The organism is Nocardioides sp. Z30_9 (assembly GCF_058215735.1).
The window spans coordinates 450535-465338 of record NZ_JBZAJF010000003.1 but is presented as its reverse complement, the minus strand read 5'-3'; the positions used below and the strand labels follow the sequence as shown (position 1 = coordinate 465338).

Annotated in this window: 14 protein-coding genes; 1 reads left to right on the top strand and 13 read right to left on the bottom strand. The window is 70.8% G+C overall.

What is annotated here, in order from left to right:
* Positions 1 to 469: 469 nt before the first annotated feature.
* From AC4BGB_RS20775 to AC4BGB_RS20765, 3 genes are read right to left on the bottom strand one after another with little or no spacing between them, the layout of a single operon-like run.
* Positions 470 to 1570, bottom strand: a complete 1101-nt coding sequence (locus AC4BGB_RS20775) for an alpha-hydroxy acid oxidase (RefSeq protein WP_490548894.1) — start codon at positions 1568 to 1570, stop codon at positions 470 to 472.
* Between the two features lie 45 nt (positions 1571 to 1615).
* Positions 1616 to 2878 carry a tyrosine--tRNA ligase gene (gene tyrS, locus AC4BGB_RS20770; RefSeq protein WP_490548906.1) on the bottom strand — a complete coding sequence of 421 codons (1263 nt, stop codon included), beginning with the start codon at positions 2876 to 2878 and terminating at the stop codon, positions 1616 to 1618.
* Between the two features lie 11 nt (positions 2879 to 2889).
* Positions 2890 to 3462: a TIGR03086 family metal-binding protein gene (locus AC4BGB_RS20765; RefSeq protein WP_490548893.1), complete on the bottom strand. Its 573-nt coding sequence runs from the start codon at positions 3460 to 3462 to the stop codon at positions 2890 to 2892.
* Positions 3463 to 3597: 135 nt separating this feature from the next.
* Between AC4BGB_RS20765 and AC4BGB_RS20760 the strand changes: the two genes are divergently transcribed.
* Positions 3598 to 4671, top strand: a complete 1074-nt coding sequence (locus AC4BGB_RS20760) for a glycerophosphodiester phosphodiesterase family protein (RefSeq protein WP_490548892.1) — start codon at positions 3598 to 3600, stop codon at positions 4669 to 4671.
* Between the two features lie 13 nt (positions 4672 to 4684).
* Here the strand turns inward: AC4BGB_RS20760 and AC4BGB_RS20755 are convergent, their stop codons facing one another.
* The 10 genes from AC4BGB_RS20755 to argC all read right to left on the bottom strand — a co-directional run bounded on the left by AC4BGB_RS20755 (position 4685) and on the right by argC (position 14779).
* Positions 4685 to 5281 (bottom strand): DNA-3-methyladenine glycosylase, encoded by a 597-nt coding sequence (locus AC4BGB_RS20755; protein WP_490548891.1) that lies wholly within the window; start codon positions 5279 to 5281, stop codon positions 4685 to 4687.
* The gene (gene argH, locus AC4BGB_RS20750) at positions 5278 to 6693 is read right to left on the bottom strand and encodes an argininosuccinate lyase (RefSeq protein ID WP_490548890.1); all 1416 of its coding nucleotides are present in this window, start codon (positions 6691 to 6693) and stop codon (positions 5278 to 5280) included. The genes AC4BGB_RS20755 and argH overlap by 4 nt, the downstream gene beginning before the upstream one ends.
* A gap of 144 nt (positions 6694 to 6837) precedes the next feature.
* Positions 6838 to 8271 (bottom strand): argininosuccinate synthase, encoded by a 1434-nt coding sequence (gene argG / locus AC4BGB_RS20745; protein ID WP_490548889.1) that lies wholly within the window; start codon positions 8269 to 8271, stop codon positions 6838 to 6840.
* A gap of 91 nt (positions 8272 to 8362) precedes the next feature.
* Complete coding sequence (locus tag AC4BGB_RS20740; protein WP_490548888.1) at positions 8363 to 8905, bottom strand: arginine repressor; 543 nt, start codon at positions 8903 to 8905, stop codon at positions 8363 to 8365.
* Positions 8905 to 9834 (bottom strand): ornithine carbamoyltransferase, encoded by a 930-nt coding sequence (argF, locus tag AC4BGB_RS20735; RefSeq protein ID WP_490548887.1) that lies wholly within the window; start codon positions 9832 to 9834, stop codon positions 8905 to 8907. The genes AC4BGB_RS20740 and argF overlap by 1 nt, the downstream gene beginning before the upstream one ends.
* On the bottom strand, positions 9831 to 11078 hold the full coding sequence (locus AC4BGB_RS20730) for an acetylornithine transaminase (protein WP_490548886.1): 1248 nt from the start codon (positions 11076 to 11078) through the stop codon (positions 9831 to 9833). The genes argF and AC4BGB_RS20730 overlap by 4 nt, the downstream gene beginning before the upstream one ends.
* Positions 11075 to 12022 carry an acetylglutamate kinase gene (gene argB / locus AC4BGB_RS20725; protein ID WP_490548885.1) on the bottom strand — a complete coding sequence of 316 codons (948 nt, stop codon included), beginning with the start codon at positions 12020 to 12022 and terminating at the stop codon, positions 11075 to 11077. The genes AC4BGB_RS20730 and argB overlap by 4 nt, the downstream gene beginning before the upstream one ends.
* On the bottom strand, positions 12019 to 13179 hold the full coding sequence (gene argJ / locus AC4BGB_RS20720) for a bifunctional glutamate N-acetyltransferase/amino-acid acetyltransferase ArgJ (protein WP_490548884.1): 1161 nt from the start codon (positions 13177 to 13179) through the stop codon (positions 12019 to 12021). Before argJ ends, argB begins: the two co-directional genes overlap by 4 nt.
* Positions 13176 to 13709: an ACT domain-containing protein gene (locus tag AC4BGB_RS20715; protein WP_490548883.1), complete on the bottom strand. Its 534-nt coding sequence runs from the start codon at positions 13707 to 13709 to the stop codon at positions 13176 to 13178. The genes argJ and AC4BGB_RS20715 overlap by 4 nt, the downstream gene beginning before the upstream one ends.
* The gene (gene argC / locus AC4BGB_RS20710) at positions 13706 to 14779 is read right to left on the bottom strand and encodes an N-acetyl-gamma-glutamyl-phosphate reductase (RefSeq protein ID WP_490548882.1); all 1074 of its coding nucleotides are present in this window, start codon (positions 14777 to 14779) and stop codon (positions 13706 to 13708) included. The genes AC4BGB_RS20715 and argC overlap by 4 nt, the downstream gene beginning before the upstream one ends.
* Positions 14780 to 14804: the final 25 nt, after the last annotated feature.

Genomic DNA, 14804 nt, shown 5'->3' with positions numbered 1-14804 from the left:
TTGGTGTTTTTATCCCGGCAAGAGAACGATTACTGACTAATGTCAGAATCATCGTTTGTCTTACCAAAGGAACCGCCGACTCCATCACTGACCAAGGTCAGATCACAAAGCCGGACGGGTAAATTAATTCGTCGACTTTTGGCACACTGTTGAGTTCTCAAGGATCAAGCGCGCACCGCAGTCAGGCCTCTCGGCCGTTCTGGGGGGCAACCTGCTAAACTTACCGGGCGAAGCAGCCTCAGTCAAATCGACTCCGACTCACTCACCCCCGCACACACCACCACAACCTCAGTGTCCCGAGGCCGCAGTTGCGCGCACTCGAACCACCTCAGCTGAGGTGAACCATGTGGGGTTTTGGTCCGGATCCGGCCGCTCGACCTCGCGGTCTGCGTCCTGCACTCTCCGGCCCAACAAGAAGAACATTAGTGCCCGTCCAGCGTGCTGACAAATCGAGAGGAAGTGGCCCCCGTCACAGCCTCTGTTCACGCAGGTCAAGGCCACTTCGGGGCTCAGATGCCCTTGCAGGGCTGACGATTCCCCGTGTCTGGGCGGCGTCCGCACACCCGGCGAGGCGCAGCGACTCGACCAGTTCCGTCTCCAGCTCGGCCAGTGCGCGGGTCACTCCCGCCTGGCCGTCGGCGGCGAGCGCGAGGAACAACGGCCGGCCGAGGAAGACGGCGTCGGCTCCCAGGGCCAGGGCCAGCATCGCGTGCAGTCCCGAGCGCACTCCCCCGTCGACGTACACCTCGACGCCGTCCCCGACCGCCGACCGCATCCCGGCCAGGGCGTGCGCGGTCGCCACGGTCTGGTCGAGCTGCCGGCCTCCGTGGTTGGAGACCCACACCGCGTCCACCCCGGCCTCGGCGCACAGCTGCGCGTCGTCTCCCCGCAGGACGCCCTTGACCACGACCGGGAGTCCGGTCACCTCCCGCAGCCACGCGAGGTCCCGCGGCCCGAGGTCCATCGCCTTGGCACGGTCCCCCGGTTCGAGAGCGGCGCCACCCGGCGCGTTCGCGCCCACCCACGTCGGGTCGGCCACCTCCCACACGCGCTGGGCTCCCGCCCCCGGGTAACGGGTGCCCACCACCGGGGTGTCCACCGTGAGCACCACCGCAGCGGCGCCGGCGAGGGTCGCGGCGTCGAGCAGCTGCAGCATCTCGCCGCGGTCCTGGGTGAGATAGGCCTGCAGCCACCACACGGCACCCGTCTCCTGGATCTGCGCGAAGGTGCTCCCGGCGTTGCTCGAGACCACGACGGGCGCTCCGGCTGCGGCCGCGGCCCGCGCCATCGCGACCTCCCCCTCGGGGTGGGCGGCGCGCTGCAGGGTCATCGGGGCGACACCCAGGGGCAGCCGGAACCGGGTACCGAGCAGATCAGCGGTGGTGTCGATCCGGCGTACGTCGCGCAGCACCCGCGGTGCGACCCGGATCGAGTCCCAGGCCGCGACGGCCTCGCGGAGCGTGATCTCGGCCCGGGCGCCCTCGGCGACGTAGCGCAGGATCGGCTCGGGGAGCCTCTCCCGGGCAAGGTCCTCCACCTGGTCGAGCCAGCGACCCGCCCCCGTCGTCATCGCAGGGGCGTCGTCGTCGTCATCGGTGGAGCGCCGTCATCGCCGTCAGCGCATCTCCACGCCGGCGAGGTTCTTCTTGCCCCGCCGCAGCACCAGCCAGCTCCCGGCGATCAGGTCCTCGTCGCCGGGGACCTGGTCGACGTCGGTGATCCGCTCGTTGTTCAGGTAGGCCCCGCCCTCGGAGATCGTCCTGCGGGCCTCGCCCTTGCTCTTGACCAGCCCGGACCCGACCAGCAGGTCCACCACCGAGGTCCCCCGGGGCACCTGGGTCGCCCCGGCCTCGCGCAGCGCCGCGGCCAGGGTCTCGTCACTCAGCTCGCGCAGGTCGCCGCCACCGAAGAGCGCCGCCGCAGCAGCCTTCGCGTTCTCGGTCTCCCCCGCTCCGTGCACCTCGGTCGTGACCGCGTCCGCAAGCGCCTTCTGGCCTGCGCGCAGGAACGGCTTCTCGGCCGTCAGGGCCTCCAGCGCCTCGATCTCCTCCCGCGGGAGGAAGGTGAAGATGCGCAGCAGCTCGCCGACCTTCTCGTCCTCGACGTTGAGCCAGAACTGGTGGAAGGCGTACGGCGAGAGCATCTGCGGGTCCAGCCAGAGGGCACCGCCCTCGGTCTTGCCGTACTTGGTGCCGTCGGCCTTGGTGACCAGTGGTGTCGCGAAGGCATGGGCCTTGCCGCCGTCGTGGCGACGGATCAGCTCCACCCCGCCGGTGAGGTTCCCCCACTGGTCGCTGCCGCCGAACTGCAGCCGCACGCCGTGGTCGCGGTAGAGGTTGAGGAAGTCCATCGACTGCAACAGGACGTAGCTGAACTCGGTGAAGCTGATCCCCGCCTCGAGCCGGCTCTTCACCACGTCGCGGGCCAGCATCCGGTTGACCGGGAAGTGCTTGCCGATGTCGCGCAGGAAGTCGATCGTGGACAGGCTCGCCGTCCAGTCGTAGTTGTTCACCATCGTGGCCGCGTTGGGCCCCTCGAAGTCGAGGAACGGCTCGATCTGGCGGTGGACCTTCTCCACCCACTCCTTGACGGTGTCCAGCGAGTTGAGCGTGCGCTCGCCAGAGTCACGGGGGTCGCCGATCATGCCGGTCGCCCCACCCACCAGGGCGTACGGCGTGTGCCCGGCGAGCTGGAGGCGCTTGGCCGTGAGCAGCTGGACCAGGTTGCCCATGTGCAGGCTGGGCGCGGTCGGGTCGAACCCGACGTAGAAGCGCACGGACTGCTCGGTCAACAGCTCTCGCAGCGCGTCGAGATCGGTGGAGTGCGCGATCAGGCCGCGCCAGACGAGGTCGTCCAGCAGGTGCGGGTCGAGGTTCACGGAGTCGGAGCTCACCGGGTCCACTCGGGATCACGACCGGACTTCGCCAGCACCTTCGCGAAGGTGGGCGCGTCGTCGGCGACCTCCACCTCGGGACCGAAGGCGCCGCCCTCGCGTCCCTGGCCGCCGATCACCTCGAGGATCTCCAGGGCCCGCTCGACCGCGCCGTCGTCGTACTCGACCTCCTGGCCCGACCCCTTCGCGAGGTCCCAGCCGTGCAGCATCACCTCGACGAAGCCCATGTCGCCGACCAGCTGCCGCGGCATCGCGCCGTCCATGGCGTCGCCCTCCCAGGCCTCGGGCTGGCTCCACGCGTTGGCGAAGTCGGTGAGCTTCTGGCTGAGGTCGTCGCGCCACTGCTCCCGCACGTTGTCGCCGTTGACGCCCCAGGGGTCCTCCGGGTCGAGCGGCTCCGCCGCCCCAACGCGACGCATCGCCTCGACCGTGCCCAGCATGTGGTTGGCGACCGTGCGCACGTCGTACTCGGTGCACGGGGTGGGCGCCTCCATCTCCTGGGCCGACACCCCGTAGACCACGGGTTGGAGGGTGGCGACGACGCTGTAGAGGTGTTCGCGGGTGGGCATCGGGGACGCCTTTCGTCGGGCAACGGAGTCAGGGTCACGTTACCCACCCGAGGCATCAACCGAGCGATCAGCCCACGCGAGGACCACCCGCCGCCTACGCTGGAGACCTAAAGTCTCGGGATTCGCGAGGGCACCATGAAGAAGTACTTGCGCGCTGCCGCAGTCATCACCACGGTGCTGTGCGCCGTCGCCTGGGCGGCGCCCCCGGCGACGGCCGGCTCGTGGAACCTCCACCGCGGCAGCAAGGGTGCGAAGGTGCGCACCCTGGAGGTGCGGCTGAACCAGCTCCACCTGCTGCCGCGAAAGCAGGTGGACCGGCGCTACCGCGCCCCCACGGTGCGGGCGGTGAAGCGGTTCCAACGCCAGATGGGGCTGCGGGCCAACGGCCGCGTCAACATGCGCACCTGGAACCTCATCTACCGCGAGGTCGTACGGCGGAACAAGCCGAAGCCCAAACCGAAACCGCCGCCCACGCCGAGGGTGGTCGCACCGGCTCCCCCACCGGTCATCCTGGGCCACCGCGGCGCCCGGGTCGCGAACGTCCCGGAGAACACGATGGCGTCGATGCGCTACGCCGCCCTCACCGCCGACATCCTCGAGTTCGACCTGCAGCTGACCGCCGACGGGCAGTTCGTGCTGATGCACGACGGCACCCTGGACCGGACGACCAACTGCGCCGGCCGGGTCGCCGACTGGGAGCTGGCGCAGATCCAGGCCCTGTGCCTGACCGACATCGGCACCCAGCGCGTCCCCAGCTTCACCGAGGCGGTGGAGTACGCCGCCGGAATCGGCAAGCCCATCGCCCCGGAGGTCAAGGACAGCGGGCTCAACAACGCGCGCCTCACCGACGAGCACCTCGGCGGCCTCGTGACGACTCTGCAGGTCAACGACATGGTCTCGCGCACCTTCGTGCAGTCGTTCTTCCCGGCGCTCTTCCCCCGCCTGCGCGCCCTCGAGAGCCGGCTGACCTTCGTGTTCCTGGTGAGCTCCTCGGCCACACCGGCCTCGGTGAGGGCGAGCGGAGCCACCATCGCCGGGCCCAACCAGTCGGGGCTGACCGCGGCCAGGGTGGCGGCGTTCCGTGCCGCCGGCCTCGCGGTGTGGGCCTGGACGGCTGCGAGCCAGACGCAGCTGAAGTCGCTGTGGGACATGCGGGTGGACGGCGTGATCACCGACATCCCGGCGAACGCGAGGCAGCTGTACCACTGAGCGGGGGCGCTGCTCAGCGCTCGGTGACCTCGCGCGCCCGCGGCTTGGCCGCCACGTAGCGGCTCACCGTCGGGTCGCCGGACACCCAGAAGCGCCAGGGACGGTCGGCGGCGAGACGCAGGCCGACGCGTGGGCCTGTGGAGACCGACTCCACCGGTGCTCCCAGCCGCAGGCTGTCACGCAGGTCGATCCCGTTGTCATCGCGAGTGATCCCCATGGCCTTGCACAGTCGCCCCGGCCCGCGGGCCAGGTCGCGGTCGGTGGAGCCCGGCCGGCGCTCGCGTGCGAGCTCGATCCCGTCCACCACCTCCCCTGCCCGGAGCAGCACCGCACTGGCCTCGCCGTCCGGCCCGCAGGCGACGTTGCAGCAGTGGTGCATCCCGTAGGTGAAGTAGACGTAGAGCCGACCGGCCGGCCCGAACATCACCGCGTTGCGGTCGGTCATCCCGCGGTGCGCGTGCGAGCCGGGGTCGCTGGTCCCGTCGTACGCCTCGACCTCGGTGAGCCGGATGCTGACGCCGCCGTGGGTGAAGGTGGCGCCGAGCAGGCGGGGTGCTGCCTCGAGGACCGGTCGGGTCAGTACGTCGAGCAGCTCGCCCCCGGCGCTCATCGCAGCCAGCTGCGGTGCTCCGCCACCGCCGCCCGGAGCTCGTCGAGCTGCTCGGCGACCCGCTGGGGCGCGGTCCCGCCGCGGCCGGTGCGCGAGGCGACCGAGCCCTGTGTGGTGAGCACGTCACGGACCTCCGGCGTGAGCCGCGGGTCGATCTGCGCGAACTGCTCGTCGGTGAGCTCGTCGAGCTCGACGCCGAGCTCCTCGCAGCGGCGTACGCACGCACCCGCGAGCTCGTGGGCGACCCGGAAGGGAACGCCCTCGCGGACCAGCCACTCGGCGATGTCGGTGGCCAGCGAGAACCCCTGCGGGGCCAGCTCGGCCATCCGGTCGGTGTCGTAGCGCAGCGTGGCCACCTGGCCGGTGAAGGCCGGCAGCAGCACCTCGAGCGTGTCCACGGAGTCGAAGACCGGCTCCTTGTCCTCCTGCAGGTCACGGTTGTAGGCCAGCGGCAGCGCCTTGAGCGTGGCGAGCAGGCCGGTCAGGTTGCCGATCAGCCGGCCCGACTTGCCGCGCGCGAGCTCGGCGATGTCGGGGTTCTTCTTCTGCGGCATGATGCTGGACCCGGTGGAGAAGGCGTCGTCGAGGGCGACGAAGCCGAACTCGCGGGTGGCCCAGACGATGATCTCCTCGGCCTGGCGACTCACGTCGACGCCGATCATCGCGGTCACGAACGCGAACTCCGCCACGAAGTCGCGCGCGGCGGTCCCGTCGATCGAGTTGGGCGTGCTGCCGGTGAACCCGAGGTCACGGGCGACCGCCTCCGGGTCCAGCCCCAGGCTGGAGCCGGCCAGGGCGCCGGAGCCGTACGGCGAGTCCGCCGCGACCCGTGCGTCCCAGTCACGCAGCCGCGCGACGTCGCGGACCAGCGGCCACGCGTGCGCCATCAGGTGATGGCTGAGCAGCACCGGCTGGGCGTGCTGGAGGTGCGTGCGCCCCGGCATGATCGCGCCGTGGTGCCGCTCGGCCTGCGCCGCGATCGCGTCGACCAGGTCCAGGACCAGACCGGCGATCACCCGGCCGTGGTCGCGCAGGAACACCTTGAACAGGGTCGCGATCTGGTCGTTGCGGCTGCGCCCGGCGCGCAGCTTGCCGCCGAGGTCGGGACCGAGCAGCTCCACCAGCGCCCCCTCGAGCGCGCCGTGGACGTCCTCGTCAGAGGGCTGGGGCACCAGCTCGCCGGCACCCACCCGGCGGTCCAGCTCGTCGATGCCGCCGAGGAGGCCGTCGAGCTCCTCGTCGCTGAGCAGCCCCGCCTGGTGCAGCGCCCGCGCGTGCGCCCGCGACCCGTCGAGGTCATAGCTCGCCAGCCGCCAGTCGAAGTGGGTGCTGCGCGAGAGCGCCTCGAGCTCGGGACTCGGGCCACCAGCAAACCGCCCGCCCCACAACTTGCCGGTGTTCGTGTCGCTCATGGTGTCCTTCGTAGCAGGTCAGGTGGGTGGCGGGACGGGGTGGGGTGGTCGCGCGGGCGGCGGAGCCCCACAAATGTTGGCTTGTGACGTCCCGCCGACCGTTCTCGACGTCTCAATCCAACAATTGTGCGGTTCGGGGGACCCTCAGTCGGTGCCCATCTCCATCGCCACGTCGTCGAGGACGCGGTCGCTCGCGTCGGCCTCGGCGGCGGGGTTGCGGGAGATGCGGTCGGCGCCGCCGGGCTCGAGCTCGCCGTACAGCGTCCCGTTCTCGACGAGCACCTGGCCCTGGTCCAGCGGCTGGGCTGCGTAGAGCTCCAGCTTGGCCCGGGAGTCGGCGATGTCGAGGTTGCGCATGGTGAGCTGGCCGATCCGGTCGGTCGGGCCGAAGGCCGCGTGCTCGGTGCGCTCCATCGAGAGCTTGTCGGGGTGGTAGGAGAAGTTCTCCCCGCTGGTGGCGAGCACGGTGTAGTCCTCGCCGCGACGCAGCCGCACCGTGACCTCGCCGGTGACCAGCGACGCGATCCAGCGCTGGATCGCCTCCCGCTGCATCAGCGCCTGCGGGTCCAGCCAGCGGCCTTCGTAGAGCAGCCGGCCCAGGTTGCGGCCCTGCTCGTGGTAGCTGGCGATCGTGTCCTCGTTGTGCACGGCGTTCAGGAGCCGCTCGTAGGCGATCCACAGCAGTGCCATGCCCGGGGCCTCGTAGATGCCGCGGGACTTGGCCTCGATGATCCGGTTCTCGATCTGGTCGCTCATCCCGAGGCCGTGACGCCCGCCGATCTCGTTGGCCTTCATCACCAGCTGCACCGCGTCGTCGTACTTGGTGCCGTTGATCTCCACGGGACGACCGGCCTCGAAGCGGATCGTGACGTCCTCGGTCTCGATTGCGACGGCGGGGTCCCAGAACTTCACACCCATGATCGGCTCAACGGTCTCCAGGGAGACGTCGAGGTGCTCGAGCATCTTGGCCTCGTGGGTGGCGCCCCAGATGTTGGCGTCGGTGGAGTACGCCTTCTCCTTGCTGTCGCGGTAGGGCAGGTCGTGCTCGGTGAGCCACTGGCTCATCTCCGCACGGCCGCCGAGCTGGTCGACGAAGTCGGCGTCGAGCCAGGGCTTGTAGATCCGCAGCTCGGGGTTCGCCATCAGCCCGTAGCGGTAGAACCGCTCGATGTCGTTGCCCTTGAACGTGGAGCCGTCACCCCAGATGTCCACGCCGTCCTCGTGCATCGCGCGCACCAGCATCGTGCCGGTGACGGCCCGGCCGAGCGGGGTGGTGTTGAAGTAGACGCGACCGCCGGAGCGGATGTGGAAGGCGCCGCAGGCCAGCGCCGCGAGCCCCTCCTCGACCAGCGCCTGGCGGCAGTCGACCAGGCGGGAGATCTCGGCGCCGTAGAGCGCCGCACGGCCGGGTACGCCGGCGATGTCGGGCTCGTCGTACTGGCCGATGTCCGCGGTGTAGGTGCACGGGACCGCACCGTTCTCCCGCATCCAGGCCACGGCCACGGAGGTGTCCAGGCCGCCGGAGAAGGCGATGCCGACCCTCTCGCCGGTGGGAAGTGAGGTCAGGACCTTGCTCATGCGTTGCTCCTCGAAGTCTTTGGTGGGTGGTCGGCTGCGCGCACTCAGCGGCTCGCGGCCCGAGCACCGTTGTCTGGTCTGCTGGGTCGATCTACGGGGCGGCCGCCGGAGGCGGCGAGATTCGGCTGGTCCCGTTGGCGAGGTCCAGGAAGCGCTGCTGGAGCACCGCTCCCCCCTGCGGGTCCCGGGAGATCACCAGCACGGTGTCGTCGCCCGCGATCGTGCCCAGCACGTCGCCGAGCTCGGCCCGGTCCATCGCCGCGGCCAGGAAGTTCGCGGCGCCGGGCGGGGTGCGCAGCACCACCATGTTGGCGGTGGACTCGGCCGAGACGAGCAGCTCGGCGCAGAGCTTGGAGAGCCGGGCCTCGGTGGCCGCGGAGTCGCGCAGCACCGGGGTGCGGTCCCCACCCTCGGCAGGTACGGCGTAGACCAGCGCGCCGCTGGCGGTACGCACCTTGAAGGCACCGAGCTCGACGAGGTCACGCGAGAGCGTCGCCTGGGTCACCGAGAAGCCGTCGGCGATCAACCCCTCCGCGAGATCGGTCTGCGAACGGACCTGACCGGTCTCCAGGAGCTCGACGATGCGCTGCTGCCGGGCGCTCTTGGTGCCCGGGAAATGGGCGTGCTCACTCATCAGGCCTCCTCTCGCTCGAGCAGCCAGGCAAGGACCGCCTTCTGCACGTGACGGCGGTTCTCCGCCTCGTCCCACACGACGCTGCGCGGGCCGTCGATCACCTCGGCGGTGATCTCCTTGCCACGGTAGGCCGGCAGGCAGTGCAGCACGATCGCGTCGTCGGCCGCCGCAGCGAGCAGCTCGGCGTTGAGCTGCCACGGGGCGAACGCCTCGGCCCGTGCCTCGGCCTCGGCCTCGCGGCCCATGGAGAGCCAGGTGTCGGTGGCGAGCACGTCGGCGTCGGTCGCGGCCTTGACCGGGTCCGCGACGAACTCCGCGGAACCGCCCGTGCCGCGGGCGATCTCCTGGGCGCGGGCCAGCACCGACTCGGCGGGCCGGTAGGCGTCGGGTCCGCTGACCCGCACATGCATACCGGCGGTGACGCCGGCGAGCAGGTAGCTGTGCCCCATGTTGCAGGCGGCGTCACCGACGAAAGTGAGCAGCTGCCCGGCCAGCTCGCCGCGGTGCTCCTTGATCGTGAGCAGGTCGGCGAGCGTCTGGCACGGGTGGAACTCGTCGGTGAGCGCGTTCACGACCGGCACTCCGGCGTGCTCGGCCATCTCCTCGAGCCGCGCCTGCTCGTGCGTGCGCCACACCACGACCGAGGCCTGACGACCGAGGACGCGGGCGGTGTCGGCGATCGACTCCCGCACGCCGATCTGCGCCAGGGAGCCGTCGATGATCATCGGGAACCCGCCGAGCTCGGCGATCCCCGAGGCGAACGAGGCCTGGGTGCGCAGGGTCGGCTTGTCGAAGAGCACCGCGACCGTGCGGGGGCCCGCCAGCGGCTTCGCGTCGTACGGCGCGGCCTTGAACGCACCCGCGAGGGCGAGCACACGGGCCTGCTGGGTGGGGTCCAGGTCGTCGTCGCGCAGGAAGTGCCGCGTCACGACGAGCTCCCGTAGCCCGCGTCGAGGATGCCCGGCCACGCGGCGAGGAACGAGTCGGCCTGGGCACCGGTGAGCACCAGCGGCGGCGCCAGCCGGATCCGCTCGGGGGTCGGGTTGTTGATGATGAACCCGGCGTCCAGGGCAGCCGCGGTGACCTCAGCGGAGCGGGGCTCGCTGAGGTCGAGCCCGATCAGCAGCCCGGCTCCGCGCACCTCGGTGACGCGGTCGTCGGCCGCGAGGCCCTCGCGCAGGTGCTGCCCGCGCTCGGTCACCTCGGCGAGCAGGTTCTCCTTCTCGATCACCTCGAGGACCGCCAGCGCGGCCGCACACGCGACCGGGTTGCCGCCGAAGGTGGTCCCGTGGTTGCCGGGCTGGAGCAGGTCGGCTGCGGCACCCGTGGCGATGCAGGCACCGATCGGGAAGCCGCCGGCGAGGCCCTTGGCCAGCGTGACGATGTCGGCGTGACCGTCCAGGGGTGCGGCGACGGCGGGGTCTTGGTGGGCGAACCAGCTGCCGGTGCGGCCGATCCCGGTCTGGATCTCGTCGAGCCACAGCAGCGCCCCGTGCTCCCGGGTGATCTCGCGGGCACGGCGGAGGTAGTCCAGCCCTGGCGCGACCACACCGGCCTCACCCTGCAGGGGCTCGAGGAGCACGGCTGCGGTCTCGTCGGTCACGGCCGCGGCGAGCGCGTCGGCGTCGCCGTACGGCACGAAGGTGACGCCGCCGGGCAGCGGCTCGAACGGCTCGCGGTAGGCGGCCTTGGAGGTCAGCGCGAGGGCACCCATCGTGCGGCCGTGGAAGCCGCCCTCGGTCGCGACGACGTGCGTGCGCCCGGTGCGGCGGGTGAGCTTGAAGGCGGCCTCGTTGGCCTCGGCGCCGGAGTTGGTGAAGAAGACCTTGCCCGCGGCCCCGTGACTGGTCTCGGCTGACCGCTCGCTTCGCTCGCTGCTCGACGAGCTGTTGCCGGCGAGCAGCTCCAGGAGCCGCTCGGCCAGGCGCACCTGCGGCTCGGTCGCGAAGAAGTTCGAGACGTGGCCGAGCGTCTGCAGCTGGGTGGTGACGGCCTCCACGAGCGCCGGGTGGGCGTGGCCGAGGGAGTTCACGGCGATGCCGCCGAGCAGGTCGAGGTACTGGTTGCCCGCGTCGTCCCACACGTGGGCTCCCTCGCCGCGGGCGAGCACCAGCTTGGGAGGACCGAAGGTGTTCATCAGCGCGTCGGAGTAGCGCGCCTGCAGCTCGCTCATGACTTGGAGTCCTTCGGCTGGCCGCTCGCGTAGGCCTTGCGCAGGCGGGTCTCGATCCCGGGGAGGACCTGGGTGCCGACGCCCTCGGCGGTGAACAGCTCGAGGAGCACGGAGTGCGGCTCGCGTCCGTCCACGACCGTGGCGCGGGGGACTCCCCCGGTGACCGCGTCGTAGCAGGCCTGCATCTTCGGGACCATGCCGCTGTCCAGGCTCGGCATCAGCTCGGCCAGTGCCTCCGGGCTGATCTCCTGGATCACGTCGTCGCTGTTGGGCCAGTCGCGGTAGAGGCCCTCCACGTCGGTGAGCACCATCAGCTTCTCGGCCTTCAGCGCGATGGCCAGGGCCGCGGCGGCCGTGTCCGCGTTGACGTTGAGCACCACGCCGTCCAGGTCGGGGGCGACGCTGGAGATCACCGGGATCCGTCCTGCCTCGACGAGATCGAGGACGGCCTCGGGACGCACGTGCTCGACCTCACCGACCAGGCCGAGGTCGACGCTCTCGCCGTCGATGACGGTGTTGGTCGCCCGGGCGGTGAACAGGCCCGCGTCCTCCCCGGAGAGGCCGACGGCGATGTGACCGTGGTGGTTGATCAGCCCGACGAGCTCGCGCTGCACCTTCCCGACGAGGACCATCCGGACGACGTCCATGGCCTCGGGCGTGGTGACGCGCAGGCCGCCCTTGAACTCCGACTCGATGCCGAGCTTGTCGAGCATCGTGGAGATCTGCGGGCCGCCGCCGTGCACGACGACTGGCCTGAACCCGGCGAAGCGCAGGAACGCGATGTCCTCGGCGAAGGCCTTCTTCAGCTCGTCGTCGATCATCGCGTTGCCGCCGTACTTCACCACGACGACCTTGTCGTGGTACTTCATCAGCCACGGCAGGGCGCCGGCGAGGACCTCGGCGGGACGGGTGGAGTAGGGCCGGCTGTTGCTCGGAGTGCTCATGAGGAGTACGCGCTGTTCTCGTGGACGTAGGCGTGGGTGAGGTCGTTGGTCCAGATCGTCGCCCGCTCGGTGCCGGACTTGAGGTCGATCGTCACGCTGACCTCCCGGTCCTCGAGGTCGACACCCGCGGGGTCCTCGGCGGGAGTGGACTTCCGGCACACCCAGACACCGTTCATCGCGACGTCGAGGTCTGCGGGGTCGAAGGCGGCCTCGGTGGTGCCGATGCTGGCCAGCACGCGGCCCCAGTTGGGGTCCTTGCCGAAGACGGCTGCCTTGAACAGGTTGCTGCGGGCCACGCTGCGGCCGACCTCGAGCGCGTCCTCCTCGGAGGCGGCGTGCAGCACGGTGATGGCGATCTCGTGGTCGGCGCCCTCGGCGTCCTTGACCAGCTGCATCGCGAGGTCGGTACAGGCCTGGGTCAGCGCCTCGGTGAAGTCGTCGAGGGGCGGGGTCACGCCGCTGGCACCGCTCGCCATCAGCGTCACGGTGTCGTTGGTGGACATGCAGCCGTCGGAGTCGAGCCGGTCGAAGGTGAGCCGGGTGGCCGTGCGCAGGGCCTTGTCGAGGTCGGCTGCGGGGACCACGGCGTCGGTGGTGAGTACGACGAGCATGGTCGCCAGCTGCGGGGCCAGCATGCCGGCGCCCTTCGCCATCCCGCCGATCGACCAGCCACCACCGCCGGGCCCCTCGACGACCACCTGCTTGCTCACCGAGTCGGTCGTCATGATCGCCTCGGCGGCAGCGGTGCCGCCGTCCTCACTGAGCGTGGAGAGGCACTCGTCGACGCCCTTGAGGAGGTTCTCGCGCGGGTTGCTCAACCCGATCAGGCCGGTGGAGCACACCACCACGTCAAGGGCGCCGATGCCGAGTCCCGCCGCGACCTGCTCGGCGACCGCGTGGGTGGTCTGGAAGCCCTCGGCGCCGGTGTAGCAGTTGGCACCGCCGGAGTTCAGCACGACAGCGCGCACGATGCCGTCCTTGACCACCTCCTGGCTCCACAGGATCGGGTTGGCCTTGCACCGGTTGGCGGTGAACACCGAGGCGGAGTCGTGCTGGGGCCCGGTGTTGACCACCAGGGCCAGGTCCTTGCCGCCGCTGCTCTTCAGGCCTGCTTCGACGCCGGCTGCGGTGAAGCCGGCGGGGTGGGTGACGCTCATCTGCTCTTCTTCTCCTGGGTCTTGGATCGCGACTGGTCACGGTCGGGTCGATCGGGCCGCTCCGGCTTCACCGGCACGGCGACGACGACCTCGTGGCCCGATCGTCGCCATTCCTCGGCGGCGCGCTCGGCGTCGTTGATCGGCACCAGGATCCAGTCGGTGTCGAAGGTGGAGATGGTGAACACGCTGATCTCGGCTGCCGCCAGGGGCAGCAGCAGTGTGGAGAGGACGCCGGTCTTGGCGAGGTCGAGCGGGCCCTGCACGGCGAAGGCGGTGAACGGCCCCGCGTGCTTGGCCTTCCGGGGCACGCTGCGCATCGCGCAGACCACGCTGGTCTCCAGCGCTGTCGCGGTCACCGAGAACAGCGACGACGACTCGGCCCAGCTCGGCACCTCGGCGCCGGCACCCAGGCGTACGACGGCGAGCTTCTCGGGGAACTGCTCGAGGGTGAAGGTCGAGACGAGGTCGCTCACGTCGAGCGGGTCGCTGGACCCAGCGGTCTCGGCGGCCTCGCCGGACTCGCCGCTCACGGCGCCAGCCCCACGGTGGTGAGGCCGGTCTGCTCGGGCAGTCCCAGCGCGAGGTTCATGCACTGCACCGCCGCTCCGCCGGTGCCCTTGGCCAGGTTGTCCACGGCACCGACCACGACCATCCGGCCCGAGTCTCCCCCGCCGTCAGGGTCCAGCGTCACCTGCAGGTGCACGCTGTTGGAGCCGGTGACCGACTTGGTGGCGGGCCACTGCCCCTCGGGCAGCACGTGGACGAACGGCTCGTCGGCGTACGCCTTGACGTAGCAGGCGCGCAGGTCGTCCGCGGTGACCCCGTCCTTGACCGGTGCACTGGCCGTGGCCAGGATGCCGCGCGGCATCGGCACGAGGACCGGGGTGAAGCTCACCTTGACGGACTCCTCGGTGAGGCCGCCGAGGTTCTGCAGGATCTCGGGCGTGTGCCGGTGCACTCCGCCGACGCCGTACGCCGAGGCCGAGCCCATCACCTCGCTGCCGAGCAGGTTGGTCTTCGCGGCCTTGCCGGCACCGCTCGTGCCGGACACGGCGACGACCACGAGCTCGTCGGTGTCCACCAGGCCCGCCGCCACGGCCGGTGCCAGCACCAGCGTGGAGATCGTGGGGTAGCAGCCGGGAACGGCGATCCGGCGCGCGCCGGCCAGGACCTCCCGCTGCCCGGGGAGCTCGGGGAGGCCGTAGGGCCAGGAGCCGGCCCAGGGGGTGTCGCCCGCGGAGTCGTAGAACTTCGTCCACAGCGACTCGTCGGTGAGCCGGAAGTCGGCACCGCAGTCGATCACCACCGTCTCGGGCGAGGACTCGGCCAGCTGCTCGGCGACCGCCCCGGACTGGCCGTGCGGGAGCGCCAGGAAGACCACGTCGTGACCCGCGAGGGTCTCCGGCGTGGTCTTCTCCAGGACGCGGTCGGCGAGCGGGACCAGGTGGGGCTGCAGCTTGGCCAGGCTCTCGCCGGCGTTCGAGCCGCCGGTGAGGGCGCCGATCTCGACCTCGGGGTGGGAGAGCAGGATCCGCAGCACCTCGCCCCCGGCGTACCCACTGGCTCCGGCGACGGCGACACGCGTTGACGACATGTGCATGACTATACAGTGATGCGCATGTGAG